This is a genomic window from Caulobacter sp. DMC95 (assembly GCF_056313785.1).
Genome location: NZ_JBQUZP010000003.1, coordinates 110,329 through 134,865, shown reverse-complemented (window position 1 = coordinate 134,865; position 24,537 = coordinate 110,329). Strand labels below are relative to the sequence as shown.

15 protein-coding genes are annotated in these 24,537 nt (G+C 67.3%); 6 read left to right on the top strand and 9 right to left on the bottom strand.

From position 1 onward, the window contains the following. Positions 1 to 283 precede the first annotated feature (283 nt). Positions 284 to 3,205 (top strand): TonB-dependent receptor domain-containing protein, encoded by a 2,922-nt coding sequence (locus ACT53N_RS08650; RefSeq protein WP_476063524.1) that lies wholly within the window; start codon positions 284 to 286, stop codon positions 3,203 to 3,205. Between the two features lie 98 nt (positions 3,206 to 3,303). Here ACT53N_RS08650 and ACT53N_RS08645 read toward each other — a convergent pair whose 3' ends face one another. Then, complete coding sequence (locus ACT53N_RS08645) at positions 3,304 to 4,797, bottom strand: putative 2OG-Fe(II) oxygenase (protein ID WP_476063523.1); 1,494 nt, start codon at positions 4,795 to 4,797, stop codon at positions 3,304 to 3,306. Between the two features lie 127 nt (positions 4,798 to 4,924). Between ACT53N_RS08645 and ACT53N_RS08640 the strand changes: the two genes are divergently transcribed. Next, entirely contained in the window at positions 4,925 to 5,626 is a 702-nt protein-coding gene (locus ACT53N_RS08640) for an HAD family hydrolase (RefSeq protein WP_476063522.1), read from the top strand. A 117-nt stretch (positions 5,627 to 5,743) separates the two neighbouring features. On the opposite strand, the gene ACT53N_RS08635 is transcribed toward ACT53N_RS08640, so the two are convergent. From ACT53N_RS08635 to manD, 3 genes are all read right to left on the bottom strand, one after another. After that, positions 5,744 to 6,826, bottom strand: coding sequence for an acyltransferase family protein (locus ACT53N_RS08635; RefSeq protein WP_476063521.1), 1,083 nt, complete (start codon positions 6,824 to 6,826; stop codon positions 5,744 to 5,746). Positions 6,827 to 6,987: 161 nt separating this feature from the next. Next, positions 6,988 to 7,737, bottom strand: coding sequence for a FadR/GntR family transcriptional regulator (locus ACT53N_RS08630; protein ID WP_310213184.1), 750 nt, complete (start codon positions 7,735 to 7,737; stop codon positions 6,988 to 6,990). 127 nt (positions 7,738 to 7,864) lie between these two features. Then, on the bottom strand, positions 7,865 to 9,076 hold the full coding sequence (manD, locus tag ACT53N_RS08625) for a D-mannonate dehydratase ManD (protein WP_476063520.1): 1,212 nt from the start codon (positions 9,074 to 9,076) through the stop codon (positions 7,865 to 7,867). 219 nt (positions 9,077 to 9,295) lie between these two features. Between manD and ACT53N_RS08620 the strand changes: the two genes are divergently transcribed. Together ACT53N_RS08620 and ACT53N_RS08615 are read left to right on the top strand one after the other, a co-directional pair. After that, positions 9,296 to 11,437 (top strand): alpha-glucuronidase family glycosyl hydrolase, encoded by a 2,142-nt coding sequence (locus ACT53N_RS08620; RefSeq protein ID WP_476063519.1) that lies wholly within the window; start codon positions 9,296 to 9,298, stop codon positions 11,435 to 11,437. A gap of 207 nt (positions 11,438 to 11,644) precedes the next feature. Next, complete coding sequence (locus ACT53N_RS08615; protein ID WP_476063518.1) at positions 11,645 to 12,961, top strand: amidohydrolase; 1,317 nt, start codon at positions 11,645 to 11,647, stop codon at positions 12,959 to 12,961. A gap of 74 nt (positions 12,962 to 13,035) precedes the next feature. Here ACT53N_RS08615 and ACT53N_RS08610 read toward each other — a convergent pair whose 3' ends face one another. From ACT53N_RS08610 to ACT53N_RS08590, 5 genes are all read right to left on the bottom strand, one after another. Next, positions 13,036 to 13,479, bottom strand: a complete 444-nt coding sequence (locus ACT53N_RS08610) for an endonuclease domain-containing protein (RefSeq protein WP_476063517.1) — start codon at positions 13,477 to 13,479, stop codon at positions 13,036 to 13,038. A gap of 156 nt (positions 13,480 to 13,635) precedes the next feature. Next, positions 13,636 to 15,147: a tryptophan halogenase family protein gene (locus ACT53N_RS08605; protein ID WP_476063516.1), complete on the bottom strand. Its 1,512-nt coding sequence runs from the start codon at positions 15,145 to 15,147 to the stop codon at positions 13,636 to 13,638. Next, positions 15,144 to 16,673 carry a tryptophan halogenase family protein gene (locus ACT53N_RS08600; RefSeq protein WP_476063515.1) on the bottom strand — a complete coding sequence of 510 codons (1,530 nt, stop codon included), beginning with the start codon at positions 16,671 to 16,673 and terminating at the stop codon, positions 15,144 to 15,146. The genes ACT53N_RS08605 and ACT53N_RS08600 overlap by 4 nt, the downstream gene beginning before the upstream one ends. A 162-nt stretch (positions 16,674 to 16,835) precedes the next feature. Next, positions 16,836 to 17,960 carry a tryptophan halogenase family protein gene (locus tag ACT53N_RS08595; RefSeq protein WP_476063514.1) on the bottom strand — a complete coding sequence of 375 codons (1,125 nt, stop codon included), beginning with the start codon at positions 17,958 to 17,960 and terminating at the stop codon, positions 16,836 to 16,838. Then, positions 17,957 to 19,465, bottom strand: coding sequence for a tryptophan halogenase family protein (locus ACT53N_RS08590; protein WP_476063513.1), 1,509 nt, complete (start codon positions 19,463 to 19,465; stop codon positions 17,957 to 17,959). Before ACT53N_RS08590 ends, ACT53N_RS08595 begins: the two co-directional genes overlap by 4 nt. A gap of 468 nt (positions 19,466 to 19,933) precedes the next feature. On the opposite strand from ACT53N_RS08590, the gene ACT53N_RS08585 reads away from it, so the two are divergent. Both ACT53N_RS08585 and ACT53N_RS08580 read left to right on the top strand, forming a co-directional pair. Continuing rightward, positions 19,934 to 23,161 (top strand): TonB-dependent receptor, encoded by a 3,228-nt coding sequence (locus ACT53N_RS08585; RefSeq protein ID WP_476063512.1) that lies wholly within the window; start codon positions 19,934 to 19,936, stop codon positions 23,159 to 23,161. A gap of 145 nt (positions 23,162 to 23,306) precedes the next feature. Next, complete coding sequence (locus ACT53N_RS08580; protein WP_476063511.1) at positions 23,307 to 24,473, top strand: endo-1,4-beta-xylanase; 1,167 nt, start codon at positions 23,307 to 23,309, stop codon at positions 24,471 to 24,473. The last annotated feature ends 64 nt before the right edge of the window (positions 24,474 to 24,537 follow it).

Below are 24,537 nucleotides of genomic sequence, written 5' to 3'. Positions count from 1 at the left end.
GCCGATTGCGGAATAACTATTTTGTAATGTTTCATATTTGTGTCGATAGGTCTGATCTCGCTGGAACTTTTTACTTCGATCTTTCATCGGCTTAGCGCCCAGCTAGATGGGAGTGTGTCGCATTTGAGACACTGGCGACGATTTATTGCGCGAACGACGCGACCCGCGATTGACCCATGCCCGCGACTACAGCCTTCCTGCCGCCAATGCCCTGTTCGTCAAGAACCGGGGGGAGCGTCTGTCTCGTTCGGGCGAGGCGACGCCAAGTTTTTGGAGGTGGAATTTGTTGGGTTTTGTTAGCCGTCGAAAGAGCCTGTTGGCGTCTTCCATCCTGTGCGGCGTGATGCTGCCGGCCGCCGCGGCTTGGGCGCAACAGGCTGAAGAGCCGGCCCAGGTCGAAGAAATCGTCGTCACCGGTTCGCGCATCGCGCGCGCCGACCTGACCTCGGCCAGCCCGATCGCCCAAGTCGGCGACAAGGAGCTGAAGCAGTCGGGCGTGGTGAACACCGAAAACCTGCTGAACACCCTGCCGCAGGCCGTTCCGGGCATCACCTCGACCGTCAACAACGGCAGCAACGGCACCGCCACGGTGAACCTGCGCGGCCTGGGCACGAACCGCACCCTGGTGCTGGTGGATGGCAAGCGCCAGACCCCGACCACCTCGGCCGGCAGCGTCGACCTGAACCTGATCCCGCCGGCCCTGATCAAGCGCATCGACGTCGTGTCGGGCGGTGGCTCGGCCGTTTACGGTTCGGACGCCATCTCGGGCGTCGTCAACTTCATCCTGAAGAACGACTTCGAAGGCCTCGAGTTCTCGGCGGGCTACTCGGAAACCGACGGCGGCGAAGCGCCGATCTACTCGGCCGACCTGACGATGGGCGCCAACTTCGCCGATCGTAAGGGCAACGTCGTCCTGAGCCTGGGCTACAACAAGCGTGAAGCCCTGACCCAAGGCGAGCGTGGCGGCATGCTGGCCCGCGCCTGGGGCGACAACGCCGCGCGTACGGGCTTTGTCCCGTCGGGCTCGGGTTCGATGGAGCCGGGCCGCGTCGACCCGTTCGTTTCGGGCAAGTTCGTGACCCTGCCGGGCGTCGCCAACAGCGCCGCCAACTCGGCCTACTTCCTGCCGACCGGCGACGTTCGCCTGTATGACGCGGCGAACGACACCTACAACTTCGCGCCGGTCAACTATCTGCAGACCCCGCAAGAGCGTTTCTCGGTCACCTCGCTGGCCAGCTACGAAATCAAGCCGGGCCTGACCGCCTACGCCAAGGGTAACTTCGTCAACTCGAAGGTCGTCACCCAGCTGGCCCCGACCCCGGTCGGCAGCCGTATCTTCCGCTTCTCGCTCGACAACAACCCGTTCCTGACGGCGGCCGCCAAGACCGCTCTGAACAGCCTGGGTTCGAGCACCAGCTACTCGATCCCGACGTCCAGCCCCTGGGCGACCGGCACCTACACCGACGTCGACACCGACGGCGACGGCCTGTTCGACACCGTCACGGGCGTGTTCAACAAGCGCCTCAGCGACGTTGGTCCGCGCGTCTCGTCGTTCAACTTCACCGGCTTCCAGATGCAACTGGGCCTGAAGGGCGACATCGAGGCCATCAACGGCGGCTTCGACATCTACTACCAGTACGGCAACACCCACGGCAGCAACACGCTGCTGGGCGACACCAGCCTGGCCCGTATCCAGCAAGGCCTGCTGCTGAACGCCGCCGGCACCGCCTGCGCCGATCCGTCGGGCGGCTGCGTCCCGGTGAACATCTTCGGTCAAGGCACGATGTCGGCCGCTGCGGCCAACTTCATCAAGACCCGCATCAACTCGTCGCAAGACTACGAGCAGATGTACGGCGGCTTCAGCATCAACGGTGACACCGAGAACCAGTTCTCGCTGCCCGCCGGCCCGATCGGCTTCGCCGTCGGCTTCGAGTACCGCTCGGAAGACTTCGCCTTCAACCCCAGCCAAGACCTGGCCACGGGCAACCTGACGGGCTTCAACGCCAGCCCGCCGGTCTCCGGTCGCTTCGACGTCTACGAAGGCTACGCCGAAGTGCTGGTCCCGCTGTTGAAGGACCTGCCGCTGATCAAGTCGCTGGACCTGGAACTGGCCGGCCGTACGTCGGACTACACCGGTCAGCCCAAGTCGGTGCAAACCTACAAGGTCGCCGGCTCGTGGAAGGTCTTCGACGACCTGATGCTGCGCGCGTCGTACAACAAGGCGATCCGCGCTCCGTCGGTGGGTGAACTGTTCTCGCCGCAGTCGAACGGCTTCCCGACCGCGACGGATCCCTGCTCGGCCCGTGGCGCTCCGACCGCCGCGATCCGTCAGGCCTGTATCAACTCGGGCGTCGCCGCCAGCGTTGTTGGCCTGATCAACGCCAACCAGCAGACCCAGACCCTGTCGGGCGGCAACCCGAACCTGCGTCCGGAAGAAGGCAAGACCTTCACGGCCGGCTTCGTGTACACGCCGTCGTGGCTGCCGGGCTTCTCGATCACCGGTGACTACTTCGACATCGAGATCACGGACGCCATCGCCTCGTTCGGCGGCAGCGCCGCCAACGTGATGAACGTCTGCTACGGTCCGCTGGTCAACGGCAACCCGAGCTCGCCGTACTGCCAGGCGATCAACCGCCTCTCGAACGGTTCGATCGACTATGTTTCGCTGACCAACCAGAACGTCGCGACGATCACGACCGCCGGCTTCGACATCGGCGTCGCGTACCGCACGACCCTGGAACAACTGGGTCTGCCGGATTGGGGTTCGCTGGCGTTCCGCTCGCTGTACACCAACACCTGGGACTCGACGACGACGCCGGACGAAATCTCGACGCCGATCAAGTGCGCCGACAAGTTCGGTACGCGCTGCGGTAACCCGACCCCGCGTCACAAGCTGCGTTCGACCATGAACTGGACCATGAACCAGTTCGGCGTGAACGTGGTTTGGAACCACCTGGACGACGTGCTGGACGACAACCCCGCCAGCAAGTTCACGGTCGAGCGTATCGGCGCCAAGAACTACTGGGATCTGTCGGCCGACTGGAACGTCAACGACAACCTGTCGTTCACGGGCGGCGTGCGCAACCTGACCCAGGAAGCCTACCCGATCCTGGGCGGCAACGCCTCGCCGTCGAACAGCGGTTACCCCGCCACGTACGACGTGCTGGGCCGGACGTTCTTCCTGAACGCCCGCCTGCGCTACTAATCGAGGCTTCCCCGCCGTTTCGGCGGCGGGGACACCCGGTTTCGAAAGCCCGCCTCAAGCGATTGAGGCGGGTTTTCTTTTGCGTGTTTTGTAGCGCGTCAGCGCGGAACGACGTCGAAGGCGATCGTCAGGCGGTGCTCGGCGTCGGTGAACGGTTGGGTGCCGTGCCACAGGCATGACGGGAACAGAGCCAGGGTCCCGCGCTCGGGCTTGATGAAATGTTCGGCCTCGAGCGTTGGCTGCGTCAGGCATCCGGGTCGGCCAAACCGCAACCAGCCGGCGCGGGTGGTCTCGTCGTCAAAGCGGCCCGGCAAATCCAGATAGAAGGCCGACGAGATCCAGCCGCGCGGATGCACGTGGTCGGCGTGGAAGCCCTCGGACCGCAGCCGCACCGACCAGCCGCCGGCGAAGGCGAAGTCCGCCGCGCGACGCCGACGGATCGGGTCCTGGCCCGCGCCCAGGGCCTCGACATACCGCGCCACCGCCTTGCGCGCGCAGGCGAAGAAGGCCTGCACCAGCGGATCAAGCGAGCGGTCCAGCGACGGAACCTGGCTGCCGCCGCGCAGCGACTGGTTCAGCGGGTGGGTCTTCAGGTCATGCAGTTCCAGCAGGCGATCGCGCAGGGCGTCGAGGAAGGCGTCAAGACTGTCCCAGCCGTCCGGCGTATCCAGCCGATCGGTCCGCACCAGGGTGGCGTAGTCGCGGAAGAGGTCACCGCGCGGATCGCCGGTGAGCCGCCAGGCGGTGTTGCGCAGCACCAGGGCGTACTGGTCGTCCGGCGCGGCGGCGACCAGGGCCTCGCCGATGCGCGCGGCGGCGGCGGCGTCGCCCTGGGCCAACAGGGCCTCACAGAGCACGGTCTGGCTCTCCAGCGCGCCGGGGGCCAGGCGGACGGCCTGATGGGCGTGGTCCAGCATCCGCGCGCGGTCGCCGACGGCGCCGGCTGCGCGCGCCGCCGCGATCCGCAACGCGAGGTCCGCCGGCGCGCGCGCCAATGCGTCTTCCAGCGTGGCGTCGGCCCCGACGTGGTCGCCGGCGAAGGTCAGGACATTGCTGCGGATCGTCCGCAGGGTGACGTCGGCGGGATGCAGGGCGATGGCGGCGTCCAGCGGGGCCAGCGCCTCGCTGCTCTGGCCCGAGCGCATCCAGCGCAGCTGGGCCAGATTGAGATGTACGGCGGCGTCATTGGGACGCGCGGCCAGGGCCCGGGCGAACGTCGCCTCGGCCTCGTCATAGCGGTGCAGGCCCTGCAGCGCCTTGCCCAGGACCAGCCGCACCTCGGGGACGTCCAGGCCCAGAGCGATGGTCTTGCGCGCCGCCGCCTCGGCTTCGTGATCCAGAGAGAGGTCGCCCAGGGTGGCGGCCAGATTGTACCAGGCGAAGCGGTCGCCCGGCGCGCGGGCGACGGCGCGACGGTTGAACGCCAGGGCCTCATCGGGGAGGCCCAGAGCCTTCAGCGCGGCCGCGTGGGCCATCAGCAGGCTGGCCGAGGCCTGGGGCAGGGCGGCGGGACCCGTGGTCAGGCGCAGGGCGTCGGCGGCCCGCCCGTTGTCGATCAGCGTCCAGGCCTGGTTGGTGACAAGATCGGTCATGGCGCGCGGTTGTTTGCTCCCCGTTTCCGTGTTTGGGGCGCCCTGCCAAGGACCACAACCGCCAAGGCGCGCGTCGAGCTGAAATTCCCCGAGGACCGGCTCGCGAACGCCTGCTATGCCTCCCGCCATGAGCAAGATCACGACCGTCGGCGTCGACGCCGACGACACCCTGTGGCACTGCGAGAGCCTGTTCCGCCTGTCCCACGCCCGCTTCCTGGAACTGCTGTCCGAGCACGGCGATCCCGAGAAGATCGAGGCCCAGTTGCTGGCCGTCGAGAAACGGAACCTGCGGGTCTATGGCTACGGCGCCAAGGGTTTCACCCTCTCGATGATCGAGACGGCGCTGGAGGTCACCGACGGCGCGGTCGACACCCGCGTCATCCGCGAGATCCTGGCCGTGGGCCGCGAGATGCTGACCGAGCCGATCGAGCCGCTGCCCGGCGTCGAGCACGCCCTGGCGGCGCTGTCGGACCGTTATCGCCTGATCCTGATCACCAAGGGCGATCTGCTGCACCAGGAGCAGAAGCTGGCCTCGTCGGGTCTGGGCGACTACTTCGTCGCCGTCGAGATCGTGTCCGAGAAGGACGCCAGCACCTACCGCCGGGTCTTCGACCGCTACGGCACCGGCGCCGAACAGGCGGTGATGGCTGGCAACTCGATGCGCTCGGACATCCTGCCGGCGCTTGAGGCCGGCTGCTGGGGCGCCCTGATCCCGTATCCGCTGGTCTGGTCGCACGAAGCGGCGGACGCGCCGGTCGGGCATCCGCGCTATGTGGAGCTGGCCAATATCGGTGAGCTGCCGGCTTGGGTGGACGGGGTATCGCGCTAAAGCGCCCCCTCCGTCACGCGGCTGCGCCGCGCGCCACCTCCCCCGCAAGCGGGGCAGGAGGGATGTCATCCTCCCCTGCGGAGCGGGGGAGGTGGCCCGAAGGGCCGGAGGGGGCGCTCAAGCCCGCTTCTTCCCCAGCTTCGCCAGCCAGTCCCGCGCCGGACGTTCGAAGAACACCAGCGATAGATAGGCGATCGGGAACAGGGCCACGACCCAGAACAGCACCCACAGGCGCATCAGGTCGCCGTTGAGGTTCCACATCCCCAGGCCCACCCAGGCCAGGCCCATCTTCAGGGCGATGGGATGAAGGAGGTACAGGCTGAACGACAGCTGCGCCCAGGGCGCCAGGCGCTGGCTCACCCCGCCGTGCGCGCCCTTGGCGTCGGCCGCCACGCCCAGCAGGCCGATGGCGTAGACGACGAACAGCAGGATCGTCCGCTCCACGCCCGCCCACGACATGATCAGATAGCCGCCCAGCAGCAGCCACATCAGAAGGTTCGGGCGGGGGATCTTCGCCAGGCGCTCACGCAGTTGGAACGCGGCCATGCCGATCAGGAAGCCGGGGATCGCCCGCAGCATGCCGTAGTCCCAGGTCCACTGGTGAAACGGCCGGTCGCCATGCGGGGTCTGCAGCATGACGGCGATCGAGGCGAGCGCCACGGCCAGGGTCACCCACGGTCCCCGCGCGGTCAGCAGGAAGATCAGCGGCAGCGCCAGGTACATCGCCATCTCGGCGCTGATCGCCCAGCTGACGAAGTTCCAGGTCTGGGAGTGGCAGACGCCCCAGGCATGCACGAAGACGATGTTGGGCACGATGCAGGCCACGTCATAGCGGCGCGGGTCGCGGTCCTGGATCCAGCCGGCCGCGCCGGCGGCGGCCACGGCGATGAACACCAGCATGGTCGCCCAGTGCAGCGGGCCCAGCCGCGCCACCCGCTTCTGGATGAAGTCGCGGTACTTGTCGAAGCTGGTCAGGCGGCCGGTATAGATCGCCGCCATCACATAGCCTGAGATGAAGAAGAACAGGTCGACGATCAGGCTGAACGTCTTGATCGTATCGTCCGCCCACTGCCACTGGCCGTCCAGGTTGATGAACCGGTTGAAGTGGAACACCACGATCATCACCGCCCCGACGATGCGCAGGGCGTCGAGATGCAGCATCTGGTCGGAATCGGGTTGGAGGGGAGGGAGCTTGGGCATGGCGGAGTGGTGGCATGAGACGCCCCCTCCGTCACGCGGCTTTCGCCGCGCGCCACCTCCCCCGCAAGCGGGGCAGGAGGGTTGCGGTGTCCTCCTCACCCGTGAAACGGGGGAGGTGGCGCGGCGCCGATAGGCGACGTGACGGAGGGGGCGCTATGCCTCTAAATCGCCACCCGTTTCGCCATCGCGCTACGGCGGGCGTTGGTCTCTTCCTGGGCGCGTTGGACCGCTTCGGTTTCGGTGGCGTGCAGCAGGTGGTCGATGACGCGTTCCAGGTGGTCGCGCATGGCCTGGCGGGCGGCGGCGGGGTCGCGGGCCTTGAGGGCGTCGACGACGCGGCGGTGCTCGGCGATGCGGGGCTCAAGGCCCATGCCGCGGGCGCGGGTCAGGATGTTGCGGGCCAGGGGCGAGCGGTTGCGCCAGTCCCACAGGTTCTCGATCGTGGCGATGATCGCGCCGTTGCCGGTGGCCCGCGCGATGGTCAGGTGGAACTCGCGATCGGCGTCCTCGCCCCGGATCTCCTCCTCCTCGTGCATGCGGGTCAGCAGGCCCTCGAGCGCCTCGATCTGCTCGTCGCTGATCGAGGTGGCGGCCAGGGCGGCGGCCTCGCCCTCGAACAGGCGTCGGGCCTCGATCAGCTCGAAGGCGCCGATCTCGAAGTCGATCTCGGCCGACGGGGCCACGGGACGGACGTTGCCGGTGACATAGATGCCCAGGCCATGGCGGGCCTCGATCATGCCCAGCATTTCGAGCGCGATCATCGCCTCGCGCAGGGTGGGGCGGGAGACGCCGAACTGCTCGGCCAGCTCGCGCTCGGTCGGCAGGCGGTCGCCCAGCTTGTAGCGGCCGGCCTCGATGTCGTCGGCCACGGAGTCGGCGATCTTGCGGTAGAGCTTGACGTTGTCAGACATGGCGATCGGGCTTGAGCAGGCGCGGAAAACCCCTGGCGCACGCGGGGTAGGGGCGAATCTCTACCACGCCGGAACGCGCCGATGAGCCTCCTTTTTCGCGCACATCGTCGCGGAGGTCAGACCACGCTCACCAGTCGTGCATCGAGCCGTCCAGGCGGCGGGCGATCGGCAGATAGGCGCGCTGGTAGGGGTACTTGGCGGCCAGGTCCTCGTCGATGTCGACGCCCAGGCCGGGCGCATCGCCGGGATGCAGCATGCCGTCCTTGAACGTGTAGGCGTGCGGGAACACCGCGTCGGTCTCGGGCGTGTGGCGCATGTACTCCTGAACGCCGAAGTTCGGGATCGACAGGTCAAAGTGCAGGGCCGCGCCCATGCACACCGGCGACAGGTCGGTGGCGCCATGGCAGCCGGTGCGCACGTGGTGCAGGTCGGCGAAGCTGGCCAGCTTCTTCAGGTGGGTGATCCCGCCGGCATGGACGACCGTGGCGCGGATGTAGTCGATCAACTGCTCCTCAATCAGCTGCTTGCAGTCCCAGATCGAGTTGAAGATTTCGCCCACGGCCAGCGGGGTGGTGGTGTGCTGGCGGATCAGGCGGAAGCTCGATTGGTTCTCGGCCGGGGTGGCGTCCTCCATCCAGAACAGGCGGTAGGGCTCCAGGTCCTTGCCCAGGCGCGCGGCCTCGATCGGGGTCAGGCGGTGGTGGACGTCGTGCAGCAGGTGCAGATCATCGCCCAGCCGCGCGCGCGCGGCCTCGAACAGGGCGGGGGTGCTGCGCAGATAACGCTCGGTCGACCAGATCGTCTCCTTGGGCAGGTCGCTGTCGGCCGGCTCGTAGAAGAACTTGTCCTTCGAGACGCCATAGGTCCCGCTCATGCCCGGCACGCCGGTCTGCAGGCGGATGGCCTTGTAGCCTTGCTCGGCGTAGACGGCGGCGTTGTCGAGCGTCTCATCGATCGTCTCGCCGTTGGCGTGGCCATAGACCATCACGCCCGCACGGCAGGAGCCGCCCAGCAGCTGGTACACAGGCAGGCCGGCGATCTTGCCCTTGATGTCCCACAGGGCGGTGTCGACGGCGGCGATGGCGGCCATCGTCACCGGGCCCCGGCGCCAGTAGGCCCCGCGATAGAGGTACTGCCAGATGTCCTCGATCTGGTGGGCGTCGCGGCCGATCAGGCAGGGAATGACGTGCTGGGTCAGATAGGCCTCGACCGCCAGTTCACGGCCGTTCAGCGTGGCGTCGCCCAGGCCATAGACGCCTTCGTCCGTGATGATCTTCAGGGTGACGAAGTTGCGCCCCGGGCAGGTGACGATGGTCTTGGCGGCGATGATCTTGGGCATGGAAGACGCTTCGACCTTGTGCAGACGGCGGACTGAGCCGGAGGCCAAAAGCCAAAGCCCGCGCCTTTGTCGCGCAGCGCTCCAACCGCCTCCCTGACTATCGATGTACCGGTACCATGAGGCTTGTCAACCGGGTGGTCTGACCACTATGAGTCGGTGTCCCGACCTTTTCCGGGGCCACACAAGAATGTTCGCGTGAACATCGCGAGGGAGTGAACGATGCGTTTTCTGGCGCTGGTCCTGGGACTTGTGATGCTGGCCCCGGTCGCCCGGGCCGAGGACGGTTACGACCTGTGGCTCCGTTATAAGCCTGTCGAGGCCGGCGCGCGCCCCGCCTACGCCGCCCGCGCCGCCGCTATCGCCCCCGTCGCCGAAACGCCGACCTTGAAGGTGGCCCGCGCCGAGCTGGAGCGCGGCCTGACGGGCCTAGTGGGCCAGCCGGCCCTGGCCGCCGCCGGGTCGCGCGACGGGGTGATCCTGCTGAGCGCTGGCGCGACGCCCGCCGTCACGGGCCTTGGTCTGCCGCTGCAGACGCTGGGCGAGGAGGGCTACCTCATCCGCACCGTGTCGGTGGCCGGCAAGGCCACCACTGTCATCGCCGCCAACCGCGACATCGGCGTGCTCTACGGCGTGTTCCGCTATCTCTCGCTGATCCAGACCGGCGCGAGCGTCGACAAGCTCGACATCGTCTCGGTTCCGAAGGTGAAGCTGCGCATGCTGAACCACTGGGACAATCTGGATCGCCATGTCGAGCGCGGCTATTCGGGCCAGTCGATCTTCGACTGGTGGCGTCTGCCCGGCCATGTCGATCCGCGCATGGTCGACTACGCCCGCGCCAACGCCTCGCTCGGGATAAACGGGACGGTCCTGAACAACGTCAACGCCAAGGCCGACAGCCTGACCGCCCCGTTCCTGGCCAAGGCCGCGGCGCTGGCCGACACCTTCCGGCCCTACGGGATCAAGGTCTATCTGTCGGCCCGCTTCTCGGCCCCGATGGAAATTGGCGGCCTCAAGACCGCCGACCCGCTGGACCCGGCGGTGCGGGCGTTCTGGAAGGCCAAGGCCGACGAGATCTACAAGACCATCCCCGACTTCGGCGGCTTCCTGGTGAAGGCCAATTCGGAGGGCCAGCCCGGTCCGCAGGACTATGGCCGCACCCATGTCGACGGCGCCAACATGCTGGCCGAGGCGGTCGGTCCGCACGGCGGCGTCGTATTCTGGCGGGCCTTCGTTTACTCGCACGAGCAGCCCGAGGACCGCGCCAAGCAGGGCTATAACGAGTTCAAGCCGTTCGACGGCCAGTTCGCCGACAACGTGATCATCCAGGTCAAAAACGGCGCCATCGACTTCCAGCCGCGCGAGCCTTTCCACCCGCTGTTCGGGGCCATGCCGAAGACCAACCTCGGCATGGAGTTCCAGATCACCAAGGAATATCTCGGCTTCTCAACCCACCTTGTCTATCTGGGCCCGATGTTCGAGGAGACCCTGCGCTCGGACACCATGGCCAGGGGCAAGGGCTCGACGGTCGCCAAGGTGATCGACGGGGCGCTGGACGGCCGCAAGCTGACCGCCATGGCCGGCGTGGCCAATATCGGCAGCGACCGCAACTGGAGCGGCTCGCAGTTCGACCAGGCCAACTGGTATGTCTTTGGCCGTCTGGCCTGGGACCCGGAGGCGGGCACGGAGGCGATCGCGCAGGACTGGACCAAGATGACCTTCGGGGCCGACCCGCGCCTCGTGGGGCCGGTCGTGGCGATGATGATGGGCTCGCGCGAGGCGGCGGTGGACTACATGACGCCGCTGGGCTTGCACCACCAGATGGGCGAGGGGCACCACTATGGCCCCGGTCCCTGGGTCAGCGGCGGCCCGCGCGCCGACTGGACCAGCGTCTACTACGCCAAGGCCAGCGAGACCGGGATCGGCTTTGACCGCACGCCGACTGGCAGTAACGCCACCGCCCAGTACGCGCCGGCCGTCGGGGCCTGCTACGCCGACCTGAAGTGCGTGGATGAGAAGGACCTGCTGTGGTTCCACCACCTGCCCTGGGACTATCGCCTCAAGTCCGGCGACACCCTGTGGGACGGCCTGGTGAAGCACTACGGGCGCGGCGTTGCCTATGTGGACGGCATGGAAAAGACCTGGGCGGGCCTGGCCCCCTATGTCGACGGACCCCGCCACCGCGAGGTGGCCGACTATCTGAAGATCCAGCGGGCCGAGGCGCAGTGGTGGCGCGACGCCTCGATCGCCTGGTTCCAGACCTTCTCCAGGCGCCCGCTGCCGGCGGGGGAGAAACCGCCAGAGAAGTCGCTGGAATATTACCGGAGCCTCAAGTTTCCCTGGGCCCCGGGGAACGGGAAGTAGCTCCGTGTCATCCCGGGCGACGCAGCCGACCCGGGACCTAGGGGCGGCTCGCGCGGCGCTCCTTCACCCCCTGGGTCCCGGCTCTACCCCCGGCTTTCGCCGGGGTTCGGCCGGGATGACACGGGTGTTTTAGGAGAGGGAAGGGGCTAGCGGATTTGTCTCCGCCATGCGTCATCTAGGCGACGCTTTCCAACCCGAGACCCCGCCATGAAGTCCGTGTTCGCCGCCTCGGCCCTCGCCTTGCTGATCGCCACCGCCGCCCAGGCCGGGCCGCTGAACGTGCCGGCGACGCAAAAGGTGATCAGCGCCCAGCTCGACCGCGACTATCCGGCGCTGGAGGCGCTGTACAAGGACATCCACGCCCATCCGGAGCTGGGCTTCCAGGAGGTCGAGACCGCCAGGAAGCTGGCCGCGCAGATGCGGGCGCTGGGCTTCACCGTCACCGAAGGCGTCGGCCAGACCGGCGTGGTGGCGGTGCTCAAGAACGGCGAGGGCCCCAAGGTGTTGATCCGCACCGAGCTGGACGGCCTGCCGATGCAGGAAAAGTCAGGCCTGGCCTGGGCCAGCCAGGCGACCGCCACCTGGAACGGCGAGAAGGTCTTCGTCGCCCATGCGTGCGGTCACGACATCCACATGGCCGCCTGGGTCGGCGCGGCGCGCCAGCTTGTGGCGATGAAGTCTAAATGGAAGGGCACGCTGGTGTTCGTCGCCCAGCCCTCGGAGGAGACGGTTCGCGGCGCCCGCGCCATGCTGGACGACGGCCTGTGGGACAAGATCGGCGGCAAGCCCGACTACGGCTTTGCGCTGCATGTCGGTTCGGGTCCGGCCGGCGAGGTCTATTACAAGCCGGGCGTCCTGACCTCGACTTCGGACGGTCTCGACATCACCTTCAACGGCCGGGGCGGGCACGGCTCGATGCCCTCGGCCACGATCGACCCGGTGCTGATGGCCGCCCGCTTCACCGTCGATGTCCAGAGCGTGATCAGCCGCGAGAAGGACCCGTCGGCCTTTGGCGTGGTGACGGTCGGCTCGATCCAGGCGGGCAGCGCCGGCAACATCATCCCCGACAAGGCCCGGGTGCGCGGCACGATCCGCACCCAGGACAACGCTGTGCGCGAGAAGATCCTCGACGGCGTGCGCCGCACGGTGAAGGCGGTGACCGACATGGCGGGCGCTCCGGCCGCCGACCTGCAGCTGACTCCGGGTGGCAAGATGGTGGTCAATGACCAGGCCCTGACCGACCGCACGGCGGTGGTGTTCAAGGCCGCCTTCGGCGCCCGCGCCGTGGCGCAGGACAAGCCCGGCTCGGCCTCCGAGGACTATTCAGAGTTCGTCCTGGCCGGCGTGCCGTCGGTCTATTTCGCCATCGGCGGCTCCGATCCCGCCGAGGTGGCCAAGGCCAAGGCCGAGGGCCGTGAGCTCCCGGTCAACCACTCGCCATACTTCGCCCCGGTGGCCGAGCCGACGATCCGCACGGGGGTCGAGGCGATGACCCTGGCGGTGCTGAATGTGGTGGGGAAGTAGGGGGGCAGAGCGCCCCCTCCGTCACCTCGCCTACGGCGCGGCGACACCTCCCCCGTTTCACGGGTGAGGAGGAACTAATCACCCTCCTGCCCCGCTTGCGGGGGAGGTGGCTCGACGCCGTCAGGCGGCGAGACGGAGGGGGCGCTTTGGGACCTCCGGGCTTTGATACGCTCAACGCAGGTGTCCCAAACGCCATCAGCAATAGCCGTCGGATCGCGAAACACCTCGTCTGCCGGGTACCGCAGTACGCAGACACCCTGCTCCGCCAGCCACGCATCCCGGCGCGCGTCGTGAAGCGGCTGAGCGCCCATGTTGTGGCCCCATCCGTCGATCTCGATCACAAGCCGGGCTTCGGCGCAGTAAAAGTCCGCGATGTAGGGGCCGATGGGGTGTTGGCGGCGGATGCGGGGCGCGCCGGGCTCGCGTGTGCGGAGCCGAACCCAGAGCATGACTTCCGGCGGCGTGAGGGCGCGCCGAAGGGACTTGGCGCGCGTGTGGGTTCGACTTGTTGATCGCATAGGTTGAGAATGACTCAAAGCGCCCCCTCCGTCACGCGGCTTTGCCGCGCGCCACCTCCCCCGCAAGCGGGGCAGGAGGAGCCGCTTTCTCCTCACCCGCAAAGCGGGGGAGGTGGATCGGCGCGTAGCGACGAGACGGAGGGGGCGTCGCCCCGCTCACCCCTCCGCCGCACAGTTCTCCCGGATGAAGTCCATATGCCCCGGCATCACCTCGGCTGAGCGGGCGATGACCGACTTGATCTCGGCCATGCGGGCCTTGAACAGGCTCTCGTCCATGCAGTCGGCCATCGGGTCGTAGCCTTCGGGATAGATCCCCTGGCCGATGAACACCGCGAACCACGAGGTGTCGTTGAACAGCTCCTCGTTCTCGCGGAACACCCGGCCCGAGCCTTTGAAGAGCTCGATCTTGTCGGCCAGATAGTCCGGGATCGGCATCTCGCGCAGATAGTCCCAATAGGGGGTGTCGCTGCGCGCCGTAGCCTTGAAGTGCAGGATGATGAAGTCGCGGATCTTCTCGTACTCGAACGTCATGGTCCGGTTGTAGCGGTCGATGTCGGCCTGCCGGAAATGGCGGTCGGGGAAGTGGGCCAGGAGGCGCGAGATGCCCACCTGGATCAGGTAGATCGACTGGCTTTCCAGCGGCTCCATGAAGCCCGCCGACAGGCCGATGGCCACGACATTGCCGTTCCAGCTCTTCTTGCGGCGGCCGGGGGTGAAGCGGATCAGGTTCGGGTCGGCCAGGGGCTCGCCGTCGAGCTGGCTCAAGAGGTCGGCCAGGGCCTCGTCGTCGCTGACATGCTGGCTGGAATAGGCGTAGCCGTTGCCCAGGCGATGCTGCAGCGGGATGCGCCACTGCCAGCCGTGCGGCCGGGCGGTGGCTCGCGTCACCGGGGCCATCGAGCCGCCCAGCGTGCAGGGCATGGCCACGGCGCGGTCGTTCAGCAGCCACTGCGACCAGTCCTCATAGCCGGTCTTCAGGGTCTGCTCGATCAGCAGGCCCCGGAACCCCGAGCAGTCGATGAAGAGGTCGCCCTCGACCACCTGGCCGCTCTCCAGCGTGACCGAGGTGACGTGGCCGCTCTGGGCGTTCTGCTGGACCGAGGCGATCTTGCCTTCCTGTCGGATGACGCCGCGCGCCTCGGAATACTCGCGCAGGAACTTGGCGTAGAGCCCCGCATCGAACTGGAAGGCGTAGGCGATCTGGCCCAGTGGCGAGTTGGCCTGGCCGTTGGGGCGCATGAACTTGCTCTGCCGGGCGCCCACTGTCTGCAGGCTGTAGGCGCCCAGATCATCGTCCAGGCCCATCGCCCGGGCCTTCAGCCAATAGGCGTGGAACGACACCCCCTCCATGTCGACGCCATAGGGGCCGAACGGGTGATGGTAGCTGTGGCCGATCTCCTTCCAGTCGACGAAGTCGATGCCCAGCTTGAAGGTCGCCTTGGTCTTCCGGACGAAGTCGTTCTCGTCCAGGCCCAGCATCCGGTTGAAGATGTTGATCTGCGGGATGGTCGACTCGCCCACGCCCACCGTGCCGATGGCCTCGGATTCGACCAGCGTGACCTTGGTGTAGCCGTCCTTCAGGAAGCGGCCGAGGGCGGCGGCGGTCATCCAGCCGGCGGTGCCGCCGCCGACAATGACGACGCGGCGCAGGCGGTGGTCTTGGGTCATGCTTTGAACTCGGGGCGAGACGCGTGGGACGCGGCGCAGTAGCGGGCGATGAACTGGTCGTGGGTTGGCAGGGCCTCCGCCGTCTGGCGGATCAGGCCGGCCAGCCGCGACAGCTGGGACTTCAGGAAGGCGTCATCGAAGCCGTCGACCAGCGGGTCATGGCGGCGTGGCATGATCCCCTGGCCCAGCAGCACGGCGATCCAGCTGGGCTCGGCGAAGAGATCCAGGTCCGACGGGAACAGCCGGCCTGAGGCGGCGAAGAGGTCGATCTTGCGCTGCAGGCTCTCGGGAATGTCCATCTCGCGGGCGCGCACCCAATAGGGCTCGCTGCGGGCGTTGGCCTTGAAGTGCAGGATGATGAAGTCGCGGATCAGCTCGACCTGCAGGGCGGTCAGGCGGTTGTACTCGGCGATCTCCACCGGATCGAAGCGCCGGTCGGGGAACAGGGCCAGCAGCTTGGTGATCCCGGCCTGGATCAGGTGGATCGAGGTGCTTTCCAGCGGCTCCAGGAAGCCCGACGACAGGCCGATGGCGACTACGTTCTTGACCCAGGCGGCCTTGCGGCGCCCAGCCTGGAACCGCAGGAAATTGGGCTCGGCCAGCGGCTCGCCGTCCAGGGTGGCGCGGAGGCGGGCCACCGCGTCCTCGTCGCTGATGTCGCGGCTGGAATAGACATAGCCGTTGCCCGTGCGGTGCTGCAGCGGGATGCGCCAGCGCCAGCCGGCCGCATCGGCCGTGGCGCGGGTGTAGGGGGTCAGGCCATCACCGCCGGTGACGCAGGGCATGGCCACGGCCCGGTCATTGGGCAGCCAGTGACTCCAGTCGTCATAGCCGGCCTTCAGCGTCTGCTCGATCAACAGGCCTCTAAAGCCCGAGCAGTCGACGAAGAGGTCGGCCTCCAGCGTGCGGCCATCCTCCAGCGTGACGCCGGTGACGAAGCCGGTCTCGCCCTGCTGCTGGACGCTGGCGATCTTGCCCTCGACGCGCGTCACGCCGCGCGGCTCGGCGTAATCGCGCAGGAACTTGGCGTAGAGGCCCGCGTCGAAGTGGAAGGCGTATTTCAGGCTCGACAGCACCTGGCCCGGGTCCTTGGACGGCGGGGCGAAGCGGTTCAGATGCGCGGCCTGGGCCGACAGGTTGAAGGCGTCGATCGGCGGGGCCCAGCCCTCATGGTGGGCGCGAAGCCAGACCTGGTGGAACTTCACCGCCTCGATATCCAGGCCGAAGGACCCGAACGGATGCAGGTAGCGGTGGCCCGGGCCCATCCAGTCGACGAACTCGATGGCCAGTTTGAAGCTGGCCTTGGTGGCCCGCATGAACGCGGCCTCGTCCAGGCCCAGGATCTGGTTGAAGGTGTTGATCGGCGGGATCGTCGCCTCGCCCACGCCGACTGTGCCGATCTGCTCGGACTCCACCAGGGTGACGGCGGTGGTCTTGGGCAAGGCCTTGGCCAGGGCGGCCGCCGTCATCCAGCCGGCCGTGCCGCCGCCGACGATCAGGACGCTGCGGATAGGGGCGGGGGTCATGGGGCTGGGCTCATGTGATGCTTGGCGGCATAGCGCCCCCTCCGTCGTGACGCGTATCCGCGTCCCGCCACCTCCCCCGCTTCGCAGGTGAGGAGGATGGGCGTCCTCCCCCGTGCAACGGGGGAGGTGGATCGGCGCGCAGCGACGAGACGGAGGGGGCGCTCAAGCACGCGGCATCGCCTCCGCCGTCTGTTCCAGCATAGCCTTCATCCGGCTCAGCATGTCGCGGATCCGCTCGGGCGGGACGCGGTCGGCCAGCGGATCCCAGCGCCTGGGCGTGATCCCCCGCGCCAGGAAGGCGTGGATCCAGGCGCTCTCGGGCCAGGCCTCGTCGTCATAGGTGACCACGCGGCCGCGGCTTTCGAACTGCTCGATCTTGCGGGCCAGGGTTTCTGGCGGGTTCGAGAGGTCGCCCCATCGCAGGATGGCCATGTCGCGGGCGCGCTCCAGGGCGGACTCGGCCAGGCGGTTGTACTCGGCGATGGCGGCGGGACCTGTGGGGAACAGGGCGATCAAGCGCGAGACGTCGCCTTGCAGCAAATGCAGGTCGCCGCCGTCGCCGGCGCCGATGACGCCATAGGCGGTTCCGACCGCCACGGTGTCGCCGGTCATGGCCTGGGCGATCCGGCCGGTCCGGGCCGGCGCGGGCGCGAACGTGGAGACTAGGCCGTCCTCGGCGAGGTCGACGCCGTTCGGCAGCCAGGCGCTCCAGTCGCTCCACGGTTCGTGCGCGACCAGCAGCGTGTCTGCGCCCGAGGCGTCCACCTTGAGATCGGCGTCGGGGCGGCCGTCCACGACCTGTGCGCCCGCCGCAAGGGCGACGCGCTTGAGGAGATCGGCATAGCCCGCCGCGTCCAGGCTCAGGCCATGGCTCAGGGTTGACAGCGGCGAGCGCGGGTCGGGGCTGGGGGGAGCGAAGCGGCCGCGCGCGGCGGCCTGGGCGGCCAGGCTCCAATCGCTGAGCGGGCCCGGACGTCCGGCGGCCAGCCAGTAGTGATGGAAGGCCACGCCGTCTATGCCGACGCCGGTCTCGCCGAAGGGCTCGATCCCGTCATTGTAGCGGGCGCCCAGGCGTGGCCGGGCTTGGGCCGCCTGGGCCAGGGGCGGCTCGTTGATCCCGAGCCGTGCATGCAGGCCTTGCAGCGAGGGCAGGGCGGCGATCCGGCCGGACGGCGGCGGGGCGGTCTCGGCCACCAGCACCTCGGCCAGACCCTTGGTCGCCGTGGCGAGACCGGCGGCCGTCATCCAGGCGTCTACGCCCGCGCCGATGATCAGAACCCGCCTCATGCCGGCGTCCTCGTCTGCGCCATCGCGCGCAGGAACGACTCGTGGCTCGGCATGGCGTCGACGGTGCGGGTCACGGCCGCGGCGAGGTCGGACATGATCTTCGCCGTCCGAGCCGGATCGCTGGCCGCGACCAGCGGGTCATGGCCGGTCGGCATGATGTTCTGGCCGAAATAGACCGCCAGCCACGAGGGCTCGAGGAAGAAGCCGTCCTTGTAGCCGACGACCGCGCCGCGCTCGCGGAACAGAGCCATCTTGTAGGCCAGGCTGTCGGGGATCGGACCCTCGCGCCGCTCGATCCAGAACGGCGAGTCGTCGCGCTGGTTGGCGTGGTAGTGCAGCACCAGGAAGTCGCGGATCCGCTCGAACTCCAGGTCCATCACCCGGTTGTACTCGTCCTCGTCGGCCTGCTCGAAGCCGCGATGCGGGAACAGTTCCAAAAGGGTGGTGACCGCCACCTGGATCAGGTGGATCGAGGTGCTTTCCAGCGGTTCCAGGAAGCCTGACGACAGGCCCACCGCCACGACGTTCTTGAACCACTGCTTCTTGCGGCGGCCGGTGACGAACCGCAGGAAGCGCGGGTCCTGCTGCAGCTTGCCGTCCAGGTTCTCGACCAGGATGCGGGCGGCCTCGTCGTCGCTGACATAGCTGGAGCAATAGACGTGGCCGTTGCCCACCCGGTGCTGCAGCGGGATGCGCCAGCGCCAACCGAACTTGTCGGCTGTGGCGCGGGTATAGGGCGTGGGCGGCTCGACCGCCTCGCAGGGGGCGGCGACGGCGCGGTCGCACGGCAGCCATTGGGTCCAGTCTTCGTAGCCGGCCTGCAGGGCGCCTTCGATCAAAAGGCCCCTGAATCCCGAGCAGTCGATGAAGAGGTCGCCCTCGACGACCCGGCCGTCCTCCAGGGTGACGCTGGTGACGAAGCCGTCCGTCGGGCGCTGCTGGACGCTGGTGATCTTGCCCTCGGTGCGGACGACGCCCCGCGCCTCGGAATAGGCCCGCAGGTACTGGGCGTAGAGGCTGGCGTCGAACTGGTAGGCGTAGTTGAAGGTTGAGCCCAGCGAGCGCGGATCGGATGACGGCGGGGCGAATTTGCCGCCGCGGCTGGCGATGATCGGCAGGCTGTAGGCTTCGATCGGACCTGCCTCGCCGCGCGCCCTGGCCGCCAGCCAATGCTGGTGGAAGGGCAGGCCGTCGATCGCGTGGCCATAGGCGCCGAAGGGGTGAATGTAGCCCTCGCCCAGGCGGCCCCAGTTCCGGAACTCGATGCCCAGCTTGATGGTCGCCTGGGTTTTGCGCATGAAGTCGGCCTCGTCGAGGCCGAGCCGGGCGTTGAAGTAGCGGATATGCGGGACGGTGGCCTCGCCGACGCCGACCGTGCCGATCTCGGCCGACTCGACCAGTTCGATCGCGATCGGCAGGCCCTTCAGAACCGCCGCGAGGCCCGAGGCGCTGATCCAGCCGGCTGTGCCGCCGCCGACGATGACGATCTTGCGAATGGGATCCATGCCGCGACCTTAGGACCGTGCGGCGCGGTTGGAAAAGGGTTGCCCCCCAACTGGGGCGCGGTCCGCCGATGGCCCGACCGCGTGGGTCCTCGTCATGCTTCCCCCCCTCCGCCGGGGCGACTTCAGATCGCCTCCGCTCATTCGTAAATTGACAACGCTGTCTTTCGTTGTCATCGTTCTCGTCACCGGACAATCAGAATCCGGACGTTGCGTGGTCAAACCTCGAAGGGGTCGGGCCACGAATGGGGAGGTGACCAGGACTTGAGGATGTCGCGGCCGCGCCCGTGTGGCGACAGTGCTGCTACCTCAAATGGTAACGTTCCCATTCCTTATGGCTAAACGACTTGGGCGTTTGTGACAACGCTTGACGACACGTGGTCGGTCGTGTGATCTGGCGACAATGGTCACGGTAACATGATCAATGGTAGCGCTACCTTGCTGCCAACAACAAAAGGGGAGGTGGACTAAATGGGCACGGCCAAAAGGCTGTCCGCTGGGTGCGGACAAAATTCCTTCACCACGCGACTGAAGTACGGAGCCTCGGTGCTGGCGCTGGGCGCGCTGGTGTTCGGCGCGCCGGCGATGGCGCAAACTGCGGCGGCGAAGTCCGACGCGCAGACGGTCGACGAAGTCATCGTCACCAGCATCAAGCAGAGCCTCAAGAGCAGCCAGCAGCTGAAGCAGTCGTCGGAAATCATCGGTGACTCGATCACCGCTGAAGACATCGGCGCCTTGCCGGACCGCTCGGTCACCGAAGCGCTGCAGCGCGTCCCGGGCGTGGCCATCAACCGTTTCGCCGCCAGCGTCGACCCTGACCACTTCTCGGTCGAAGGCTCGGGCGTCGTGGTGCGCGGTCTGAACTTCATCCGTTCGGAACTGAACGGCCGCGACACCTTCACCGCCAACAACGGCCGCATTCTCAGCTTCGCCGACGTTCCGGCCGAGCTGATGGGTGGCGTCGACGTGTTCAAGAGCCCCTCGGCCGACATGATCGAGGGCGGCATCTCGGGCACGGTGAACCTGCGCACCCGCCTGCCGTTCGACAGCAACAAGCGCATCCTCTCGCTCTCGGCGGAGGCCAGCTACGGCGACCTCGTCAAGTCGTGGAACCCGACCTACTCGTTCCTCTACAGCGACCGCTTCGACACCAGCATCGGCCAGGTCGGCGTTCTGGCCAGCTTCGTGAACTCCGAGCTGTCCAGCCGCAACGACGCCATCCAGATCTCGAACTTCGGCTGCCGGACCAATCTGGGCCAGGCCGTCTCGGACTGCGGCAATGGCACGAAGGGCGTGTGGTTCCCGCGCGGCGCGGCGATGCGCTCGACCGAGAACGACCGCAAGCGTGAAGGCCAGGCCTTCGCCCTGCAGTGGAAGAACAACGACGGCACGATGCAGGCCGCGTTCCAGTACCTGAACTCCAAGTCGCGGACCAAGTGGACCGAGCGCGCCATCGAAATCGCCACTGACAACGTCGCTGGCAACGGTGACTCGCGTCCGGCGGCTGGCACGACGTTCAGCTTCGACGAAGACGGCGTGTTCACCAACGGCGTCATCACCGGCACGACCGGCTGGCGTTCCGACCAGTTCTCGTCCGATCCGCGCACGCCGATCGACGGCCTGCAGTCGAACAACATCCGCCGCGACGAGAACAACACCAACCGGACCACCGACTACGGCTTCAACTTCAAGTGGACGCCGAACGAGCACTGGGGTGTCCAGTTCGACGCGCAGCACGTCGACTCCAAGGTCGACGCGATAAGCATGGGCATCTGGGGCTCCAGCTTCCAGAACGCCGCGATCACGCTGAACGGCAACAAGCTGCCGACCGTCAACTTCACCACGCCCGGCAACGGCGTGACGGCGTCCAACTGCGCGCCGTTCGACAACACCTGCCCGTCCTATGCCCGTGGCGCCAACAGCAACCTCGCGGCCGCCTACAACAGCTTCTGGCGCTCGGCGATGGACCACTTCGAGCAGTCGGACGGCACCGAAGACGCCGCCAAGATCGACGTCGAGTACAAGTTCCACAACGACACGTGGCTGGACTCGGTGAAGGCCGGCGTCCGCTGGTCCGAGCGTGACCAGACGACCCGCTTCTCGTCCTATAACTGGGGCGTGCTCAGCGAAATCTGGGGCGAAGGCGGCCCGGTCTGGTTCGATGATCCGATCAACGGCAACCCGGCGACGGCCGGCGGTTCGACCAGCGTGGGTCAGGTCGAGCTCTACGGCTTCGACAACTTCATGCGCGGCAAGATCGCCTCGCCGGTCGGCGACGGGCGTCTGTTCTACACCCAGAACACCGTCGACAACTACGATGCGGTCTCTCAGTTCGCCCTGTCGATCGGCGACGAGTGGCGCGCCCGCCTCGCCGGCGGCTGCCCGCAGAACTGGGTGCCTTCGGCGCAGCGCTGCGGCGTGATCGCCGGAACGCCGTTCCGCCCGCAGGAAATCAACCCCGTCAACGAGGTCACCAAGTCGGCTTACCTGATGAGCCGGTTCAAGGGCGAGAGCGGCGATCTGCAGATCAGCGGCAACTTCGGCCTGCGCTACACCAAGACGACTCGTCAGTCGGACGGCTTCCTGGCCTTCCCGACCGCCACGGGCCTGTCTACCGATGCAGCCTGCGATGCGGCTTTCGTCGAATGGCAGGCCCGCCCCGCGCCGAAGGATCCCTTCGTGCCCTCGTCGTTCTGCGGTCTGACGCCGCAAGTGCGGGCTGCGGCTCGGGCCTGGCAAAACGGCGCCACGGTGCCGAGCTCGGTCAAGACCTCGTTCGAATACTGGCTGCCCAGCTTCAACCTGAGGGTCATGGCGCCGAACGGCCTGCAGTATCGCGTGGGTCTGTCCAAGACCATGACGCCGCCGGACATCGGCCTGACGCGCAACTACTACAACCTCGCGCTGAACACGAACAACGACGGCATCATCAACGGCCAGCCCACCGGCAACGTCACGGTCGGCAACCCCTACCTGAAGCCGACGACGGCCAAGAACATCGACGCCTCGGTCGAATGGTACTTCGCGCCGGTCGGCTCGCTGACGTTGGCTCTGTTCTACAAGGAACTGAACGACGTCGCGGCCAACACGACCGTGCGCCTGCCGTTCACCAACAACGGCGCCACGTTCAGCGCCCTGGTGACGACGCCCGGCAACTCGGATCAGACGGGCAAGATCAAGGGCTTCGAAGTCGGCTACCAGCAGTTCTATGACTTCCTGCCTGCGCCCTTCGACGGTCTCGGCGTCAACGCCAACTTCAGCTACATCGACAGCAAGGGCGTGCCGCAGAACACCCTGTCGGCGACCGACCCCGACGTCGGCGCCGGCCGTGTGACCACGGTCGACACCAGCAAGCTGCCGCTGCAGGGCCTGTCGAAGTACAACGCCAACCTCGCGGTCATCTACGAGAAGAACAAGATCTCGGCGCGTCTGGCCTACAGCTGGCGCTCGGACTTCCTGCTCACCGTCCGCGACGTGATCGTGCCGTACGCGCCGATCATGAACGAGGCGACCGGTCAGCTGGATGGTTCGTTCTTCTACACGGTCAACGACAAGATGAAGGTCGGTGTCCAGGGCGTGAACCTGCTGAACGAAACCACGCGCGCCACCCAGGTCCTCAACAGCGACCTGCTGAAGACCGGCCGCTCGTGGTTCATGAACGACCGGCGCTACACGTTCGTCGTGCGCGCCAGCTTCTAAGTTCCGCTGAAACCCGGCCTGGGGCGCTCGCCCTGGGTCGGGGGTCGCGGAGGGGTTTCGTCGACGCCTTCCTTCCGTTTCGGAGGTCTGCGGCGAGGCTCGGTTACTCCTGCCAACTCTTTCACGCGCATCGTCCTTCATAGCGGTGCGCGTTTTTCTTGGAGCGCGTGTCATGACCCTCTCCCGTCGCGATCTCCTCGCCGCCGGCGCCGCCGGCGCCGCCACGGCCCTGGCCGGTCCCGCCCTCGCCGCAGAAGGGCCGTCGCTGCGTGAACTCGCCCAGGCCAAGGGAATCCTGTTCGGCAGCGCCGTTCCGGCCGGCCCGCGCGGGGCCAAGACCGGACCGTTCGAGGACGCCAGGCACCGCGAGATCCTCATCCGCGAGTGCGGCGTGCTGGTGCCCGAGAACGAGCTGAAGTGGTACGTGGTGCGCGCCCGGGGGCCGCAATACTTCGACTTCGAGCGCGCCGACCGCATCGCCGAATTCGCCAAGGCCAATAACCAGGCCCTGCGCGGCCACACCCTGATCTGGCACCACCCGCAATGGTTCCCGAACTGGGTGAAGGGCTACGATTTCGGACCCAAGCCCGCCGAGGCGGCGGCCAAGATGGTGACCGAGCACATCCAGGCCCTGTGCCAGCGCTATCCGCAGATGGTCTCGTGGGACGTGATCAACGAGACCGTCGATCCCAAGGACGGCTCGATCCGCTCGACCTTCCTGTCCGACGCCATGGGCAAGGAAGCGGTGCTGGACCTTTCCTTCCATGTCGCCCGCGAGGCCGCGCCCAAGGCGCGTCTCGTCTACAACGACTACATGAGCCAGGAGGTCGGCAACGAGAAGCACCGCTACGGCGTGCTCAAGCTGCTGGAAGGCTTCAAGAAGCGCGGCACGCCCGTCGACGCCCTGGGCGTCCAGAGCCATATCGGGGCCGAGAACGCCGACAGCTTCACCGGGTTTGGCAAGCCGCAGGAAAAGGAATGGACCGCGTTCCTGAACGACGTCACCGGCATGGGCTATGACCTGCTGATCACCGAGTTCGACGTCCACGACAAGGGTCTCGTCTACGACTTTGGCCCCCGCGACGCGGCGGTGGCGGCCTACGCTAAGGCCTTCCTCGACCAGATGCTCAGCTATCGTCAGACCAAGGAGGTCCTGGCCTGGGGCATGATCGACAAGTACTCGTGGCTGCAAGGTCAGTGGCTCCGCGAGGACAAGAAGCCCAAGCGCCCGACGCTCTATGACGACAACTACCAGCCCAAGCCGCTGCGCGAAGCGGTGGCCGCGGCGCTGCGCGCGGCGCCGGCGCGGTAGGGGCAAGATCAGGAGCGCCCCCTCCGTCACGCGGCTTTGCCGCGCGCCACCTCCCCCGCAAGCG